The organism is Mitsuaria sp. TWR114 (assembly GCF_007997345.1).
Map to the genome: position 1 here is coordinate 1 of NZ_VOSR01000692.1, position 6,783 is coordinate 6,783.

Below are 6,783 nucleotides of genomic sequence, written 5' to 3' on the forward strand. Positions count from 1 at the left end.
GACGCCGATCACCGCCAGCGGCCGGCTCATGCCGGCGATCGCCGGGCAGCCGCTGCCGGGCTGGCGCTTGTTGCAGGGCTGGTCCGTGTCGTAGAAGTAGGGGCAGCGGGTGCGCTGCAGCAGGTTGCCGGCGGTGGTGGCGCGGTTGCGCAATTGACCGGAAGCCAGCGCCAGCAGCGCGCGCGACAGCACGCCGTAGTCGCGCCGCACCCGGGCGTCCGCCGCCAGGTCGGTGTTGCGCACCAGCGCGCCGATGCGCAGGCCGCCCTCGGGCGTCGGCTCGATCCGGTCCAGGCCCAGGCCGTTCACGTCGACCAGGTGGACGGGCGCCTCGATCTGCAGCTTCATCAGGTCGAGCAGGTTGGTCCCGCCGGCGATGAAGCGCGCGCCGGGCCGGGCCGCCGCCGCGGCGACCGCGGCGGTGGCCGAGGCGGCGCGCTCGTAGGTGAAGGGCTTCATGCGGGCCTCCGCTCGCCGGTGCCCGGCACGGCGACGCCGGCCACCTCGGCCATCGCGTCGATGATGTTGGAGTAGGCGCCGCAGCGGCACAGGTTGCCGCTCATGCGCTCGCGCAGCTCGTCGATGGACAGCAGCGGCCGGGCCTGGAGGTCGGGCGTGACGTGGCTGGGCAGGCCGGCCTTGATCTCGTCGAGCACCGCCACCGCCGAGCAGATCTGGCCCGGCGTGCAGTAGCCGCATTGGTAGCCGTCATGCCGCACGAAGGCCGCCTGCATCGGATGCAGCCGCTCCGGCGTGCCCAGGCCCTCGATGGTGACGACCTTCGCGCTCTGGTGCATGACCGCCAGCGTCAGGCAGGCGTTGACGCGCCGGCCGTCGAGGTGGATGGTGCAGGCGCCGCACTGGCCGTGGTCGCAGCCCTTCTTGGTGCCGGTGAGCTGCAGGTGCTCGCGCAGCAGGTCCAGCAGCGAGGTGCGGTTGTCAACGTCCAGCGTGTGGGACTGGCCGTTGACGTCGAGCGTCACGCGGGTGGTGGCCACGAGGTTCTCCTGAGGGCGCGCGCCGGGGCGCGACGGGGTCTGCGCGGTCGCCTCGAGGGGCGCGCCGGCGGCGACCGCGGCCGAGGCGCCCGCGCCGGCGATCAGCAGGCCGCGGCGCGAGATCGCCCCGGGGTCAGCGTCGCACGGGGCGGCGTCCGGGGGAGACAGGGAAGACGCGAGGTCCGGGTCGACATCCATGCTGGGCACTCCTGGCGGGTCGGATCGGGAAACTGCCCAGGCAGCAATCCTTGTTCCCGGCGGTGGGTGAAGCACCCTCGGCCGCTCGGCGCGCCGCTCAACGGTGCGCCTGGAGCCACTCCTCGACGGCCTTGGCGCTGGTGCCGACCGCGTCCACCGCGTGCCGCAGCAGTTCCGGCGAGACACCGAAGCGCTCGCCCCAGTAACGCAGTTCGTAGTCGTCCTGCACGTTGACCCGATGGCGGTCGCTGGTGTGCGGGCTGGAGGTTTCCTCGGTCATGACGATCGCTCCCTGTCGGTCACGGTATCGCTGTCGCTGTCGCTGTCGCTGCCGCTATCGCTGCCACCGGCCCGCGGCCGCGTGGCCGTCGCGCTAGGACCGCCGCGGCGGCACCCGGCTGCTGTCCTCGCCGTCCAGCGTGGCGCCCGGATCTTCCTCCCCGGCGACCGATTCGTCGAACGAATGGGTCCGGCACGCCGGTGGCCCGGGGTCTCTCGGCCGCTGGCCCGCGGGCGCGGCGCTGTCCGTCCCCGGTTCGGGCGCGGGGCTGGAGGGCGTGTCGATCGCGTCCACCGGCGTGGGCGCGTCGGGGCCGACGGAGGTCGCCGGCGAGTTCGGTGCGTTCATGGCGTTCCCTGGCATGCTGCTGGCCGACACCACGCGCCGCTTGCCGGCGCGCTTGGCCATCGTCATCGCCGTCTCGGCGAGCCGCATCAGCGCTTCCGCCTGACGGCCATGCAGCGGGGCAAACGCGATGCCGATGCTGGCCGTGACCGCCGCGTGATCGCCGTCGGGGAGACGGATCGGCTCGGCGATGGACGCCAGCATGCGGCGCAGCGCCGGCTCGGCCTCGTGCTCCGCACGCAGCGCGGTCAGCAGCAGGGCGAATTCGTCGCCGCCCATGCGCGCCACCAGGTCATGGTTGCGCACGCCGGCCTGCAGGCGCTGCGCCACCACCCGCAGCACCACGTCGCCGGCCTCGTGGCCGAACTGGTCGTTCAGCTCCTTGAAGCCGTCCAGGTCGACCCAGCACACGGCCACCAGCCCGACCCGCTCGCCCAGCAGCGTGAGCGCGCCGGCCAGCCGCTCGGTGAAGCGCACCCGGTTGGGCAGGCCGGTCAGCGCGTCGTGCACCGCCAGGTGCCTGGCGGTGGCCTCGCTTTCCTTGAGCGCCGAGACGTCGATCATCATCCACAGCGACTCGTTCCCCGACACCGACGCGCCGCTCAGGTCGATCCACACCGGCGTGCCGTCCTTGCGCCGCATCCGCAGCTGCTGGCGATAGCGCCGGCCGGACTCGATGGCGGGGTAGGCCGCCTCGCCGACCTCGCGGAAGCTGGCCTCGTCCAGGTAGAGCTGGCGGGTCGGCTGGCCGAGCAGCTCGCCGGGCGCATAACCGAACAGCGACGACAGCGCGCGGTTCTGCCACACGACGTTGCGGCCGCGCAGGCGCATCATGCCGACCATGTCGTTGTCCAGCATCAGCGCCTGTTCCAGCGCCAGCTGCTGCAGGCCGGTGGCGGCGCGGCGGTCGCGGCGCTGCTGCAGGAACACCAGCACCGAGCAGCCCAGCACCGTCAGGATGACCACCGCCGCGAGCCCGCCCTGCTGCAGCACCTCGCCACGCCAAGCCGCCAGGAAGTCGGCGGTGCTGGCGCCGGTGAAGATGGTCAGCGGATAACCGCGCACCTGGCGGTAGCAGGTGATGCGCTCGATGTTGTCGAGCCTGGTCTTGGTCATGTACCAACCCTGCTGCGGGTTGGCCGCCATCTTGCGCATCAGGTCCTCGGACACGATCACGTCGCCGACGCCGCGGATCGAATGCGGCTCCGCCGCCGAGTAGCGCGCGATCAGCCGCTGGCTGCGGGTGCGCAGCGAGATCGCGCCCTCGGCGCCGATGGTCAGGCCCTTGAAGCCCTCGATGAAGTGCTCGGTCGAGAGCGTGGTGTAGACGACGCCGGCGAAGCTGCCGTCCCCGGCCTCGAGCCGGCGGGCGACGACGATGCCCCACTTGCGCAGCACGCGGCCGAACAGCGGCTCGGAGATCACCACGCCGTCGCTGTCGCGGGCGCGCTGGAAGTAGTCGCGATCACCGACGCTGACGCTGCTTTCCTCGGCCGCCAGGCCGTAGATCACCTGGCCATGCGCGTCGGTCATGCGGATCGCGTCGACCTGCGGCAGCAGGCTGCGCTGGTCGGCCAGCGCGCGTTCCATCGCGCGCTTGAGCGCCTCGGGACCGCCGCCGGTGCGGCGGTACTGCAGCGCCAGCGTCTGCAGCGCGTTGTCCACCTGCTTGAGCTCGGCGCCGATCTCGATGCTGAGGCTGGCGGCCAGGTTCTCGGTGGTCTCGCGGGCGCGGGTCAGGTCGGACTCGCGGCCGGCCTGCAGCGCCAGCCAGGTCGCGGCGACGATGGCCGCGGCGATGACGAGGTTGCCCACCGCCAGCCACAAGGCCAGACGGGTCAGCGAGCGGGGAACGTAGGGGGGCAGGCGGTCCATCGGCGGCACGGGGACGAGGCGGCCATCCTAACCGCGCCGACCCCCCGCCGGTGGTCAGCCGGGGATCAGCCGGCCGTCAACTCGCGCTCGAGGTCGTGCAGCACCTGGTAGCAGGGCAGCACCTGCGCGACGCTGGCGACCGGCTCGCGGCCCTCGCGGATCGCGGCGACGAACTCGCGGTCCTGCAGTTCAATGCCGTTCATGGACACATCCACCTGGCTGACGTCGATGATCTCGTCCTTGCCGGTGACCAGGTCGTCGTAGCGGGCGATGTAGGTGCCGGTGTCGCCGATGTAGCGGAAGAAGGTGCCCAGCGGCCCTTCGTTGTTGAAGGACAGCGACAGCGTGCAGATCGCGCCGTTGGCCGCCTGCAGCTGCAGGCTCATGTCCATGGCGATGCCCAGCGTGGGGTGGATCGGGCCCTGCAGCGCGTGGGCCTTGACGATCGGGCTGCCACACTGCCAGGCGAAGAGGTCCACCGTGTGCGCCGCGTGGTGCCACAGCAGGTGGTCGGTCCAGCTGCGGGCCTGGCCCAGCGCATTCATGTTGGTGCGGCGGAAGAAATAGGTCTGGACGTCCATCTGCTGGATCCGCAGCTGGCCGGCCGCGATGCGGCGATGGAGCCACTGGTGACTGGGATTGAAGCGGCGGGTGTGGCCGCACATGGCGACCAGGCCGGTCTCGCGCTGGCGCCGCACGACGGCCTCGCCCTCGGCCAGCACGTCGCACAGCGGGATCTCGACCTGCACATGCTTGCCGGCGTCCAGGCAGGCCAGCGTCTGGCGGGCATGCAGCTGCGTCGGCGTGCAGAGGATGACGGCGTCGACGTCGTCGCGGGCGAGCGCCTCGTCGAGCTCGGTCGTGGCGTGGCCGATGCCGTACTTGGCGGCGGTCTCGCGGGTCTTGTCGAGGTCGCGGCTGATCAGGGACACGACTTCGACGCCGTCGATGAGTCGCAGCGCGTCGAGGTGCTTCTGGCCGAAGGCGCCGGCGCCGGCCAGCGCGATGCGCAGGGGAGTGGACATGGAAGGCTCCAGTGGGGCGGGGCTCCGATGGGAGCCCCGGGGATCGCGAGGGATCAGGGGTTCTCGAGGATCAGGTGGCCGACCGCCGTGTTGGAGGCGGGCACGTGATAGAAGCGGTGGGCCACGCGCGGTGCGCGGGGCGGGGCGTCGAGCCCGGGCAGGTCCGCGAGGTCGCTCATCGCGCCGCGCGCGATCAGCCACATCACCAGCTCGATGCCCTCGGAGCCGGCCTCGCGGACGTACTCCAGGTGCGGCATCTCGGACAGGCCGCGCGGGTCGGCGATCAGGCGGTCCATCCAGGCCTGGTCCCAGGTCTGGTTGATGAGGCCGGCGCGCGGTCCCTGCAGCTGGTGGCTCATGCCGCCGGTGCCCCAGACCTGCACCTTGAGCGGCGCGTCGAAGCTTTCCACCGCGCGGCGGATCGCCTGCCCCAGCTGCAGGCAGCGGCGGCCCGAGGGCACGGGGTACTGCACCACGTTGACCGCCAGCGGGATCACCGGTACCGGCCAGTGCGGCGCGTCGGCGGGCTGCTCGCCGAACATCAGCGACAGCGGCACGGTCAGCCCGTGGTCGACCGTCATGCGGTTGACCAATGTCAGGTCGAAGTCCTGCTGGATCACGCTCTGCGCGAGGTGGGCGGCCAGCTCGCCATGACCCAGGACCGGCGGCACCGCGCGCGGGCCCCAGCCCTCGTCGGCGGGTTCGTAACGCTCGGCGGTGCCCAGCGCGAAGGTGGGGATCATGTCCAGGCTGAATGCGTTGGCATGGTCGTTGTAGACCAGCACGATCGCGTCCGGCCGGTGCGCGTCCATCCAGCGGCGCGAGGCCTCGTAGCCCGCGAACAGCGGCTGCCAGTAGGGATCCTGCGTGCGGCCCTGGTCCATGGCCACGCCGATGGCCGGCACATGGGAGGTGTAGACGGAGGCGGTGATGCGCGCATGCGTGCTCATCGGGTGTTTCCCTTCGTCGCGCCCCGGGTGTCGCCCGCCGTCGCCTGCTTCGCATCCGCGCAGGCCGCGTCGTCCACCCGCTTGCGGCGCGGCGTGCCGTCGGGCTGGCGCCCGCCGGCCAGCATCATGTCGCGGTAGTCGGTCTCGGTCATGCCGGTCATGCCGGCGGCCATCTGCTGGTAGCTGCGGCCGTCGGTGGCGCCGATCTTGGCCAGGAAGTAGATGTTGCCGCCCAGCCGGATGCACTGGTTGAGGTCGCGCGCCAGCACGGCCTCCTTCTGCGCCGGCGTCATCGGCCATTCGTCGAGGTAGGCGCGCTCGTCGGCCTTGAAGCGCGCGCGGTTCTCGGCTTTCATCAGCGACATGCAGAACTGGTTGAGCCAGTAGCCCTTGCGGGCCTGGTCGGCATCGAAGATGGTGGTGCCGGGGATGTCCCGGTAGGGTTTGTCGATCGACATCGAGGTCTCCTGGAAACGGTTCGCCATCGGGCGCATCTGGCTCGTCGGGTTCATCGGGCTCATCGGGATGAGGCCTCCGGCCAGTACAGCCGCATCGGGTTGTCGACCAGCAGGCGCTGGCGCAGCGCGGCGGTGGGCGCGATGCGCGGGATGAGGTCGACCAGCAGGCCGTCGTCGGGCATGTGGTCCTTGAGGTTGGGATGCGGCCAGTCGGTGCCCCAGAGCACGCGGTCCGGGAACTCCTCGACGACGCGGCGCGCGAAGGGGATCACGTCGCGGTAGGGCTCGGTCTCGCCATTCAGCGCCGGCGGGCCGCTGGCCGAGAGCCGCTCCGGGCAGGTGACCTTGCTCCAGACGAAGGGATGCTCGCGCAGGAAGCGCAGGAACAGCGCGAACGCGGGGCCGTCCACCGGCTGGGTGACGTCGGGCCGGCCCATGTGATCGACCACGACGGTGGTGGGCAGCGCGGCGAAGAAGTCCCACAGCTCGGGCAGGTCGGGCGCCTCGAAGTAGAGGACCACGTGCCAGCCCAGCGCCTTCACCCGGTGGGCGATCTCCATCAGCTCGTCGCGCGGGGTGGAGTCGACGAGGCGCTTGACGAAGTTGAAGCGCACGCCGCGCACACCGGCCTCGTGCAGCTCGCGCAGCTGCGCC

General features: G+C 71.6%; 8 protein-coding genes. All 8 read right to left on the bottom strand.

The features are described from left to right. On the bottom strand, nt 1–459 hold a 459-nt coding region (locus FUT87_RS22505; RefSeq protein WP_186830705.1), incomplete at its 3' end, for a xanthine dehydrogenase family protein subunit M. Beyond that, the gene (paoA, locus tag FUT87_RS22510; RefSeq protein WP_147242455.1) at nt 456–1,196 is read right to left on the bottom strand and encodes an aldehyde dehydrogenase iron-sulfur subunit PaoA; all 741 of its coding nucleotides are present in this window, start codon (nt 1,194–1,196) and stop codon (nt 456–458) included. The genes paoA and FUT87_RS22505, both read right to left, overlap by 4 nt. 97 nt (nt 1,197–1,293) lie before the next feature. Continuing rightward, nucleotides 1,294–1,476 (bottom strand): DUF3606 domain-containing protein, encoded by a 183-nt coding sequence (locus FUT87_RS22515; protein WP_091724754.1) that lies wholly within the window; start codon nt 1,474–1,476, stop codon nt 1,294–1,296. A gap of 93 nt (nt 1,477–1,569) precedes the next feature. Continuing rightward, complete coding sequence (locus FUT87_RS22520) at nt 1,570–3,696, bottom strand: diguanylate cyclase domain-containing protein (protein WP_147242456.1); 2,127 nt, start codon at nt 3,694–3,696, stop codon at nt 1,570–1,572. A gap of 65 nt (nt 3,697–3,761) precedes the next feature. Next, nucleotides 3,762–4,721, bottom strand: a complete 960-nt coding sequence (locus tag FUT87_RS22525; RefSeq protein ID WP_147242457.1) for a Gfo/Idh/MocA family oxidoreductase — start codon at nt 4,719–4,721, stop codon at nt 3,762–3,764. A 53-nt stretch (nt 4,722–4,774) separates the two neighbouring features. Further along, nucleotides 4,775–5,671, bottom strand: a complete 897-nt coding sequence (locus FUT87_RS22530) for a class III extradiol dioxygenase subunit beta (protein ID WP_147242458.1) — start codon at nt 5,669–5,671, stop codon at nt 4,775–4,777. Next, on the bottom strand, nt 5,668–6,129 hold the full coding sequence (gene ligA, locus FUT87_RS22535; RefSeq protein WP_147242459.1) for a protocatechuate 4,5-dioxygenase subunit alpha: 462 nt from the start codon (nt 6,127–6,129) through the stop codon (nt 5,668–5,670). The genes FUT87_RS22530 and ligA overlap by 4 nt, the downstream gene beginning before the upstream one ends. Before the next feature lie 59 nt (nt 6,130–6,188). Beyond that, the coding region (locus FUT87_RS22540; RefSeq protein ID WP_147242460.1) for an amidohydrolase family protein at nt 6,189–6,783 on the bottom strand (595 nt) is incomplete at its 5' end.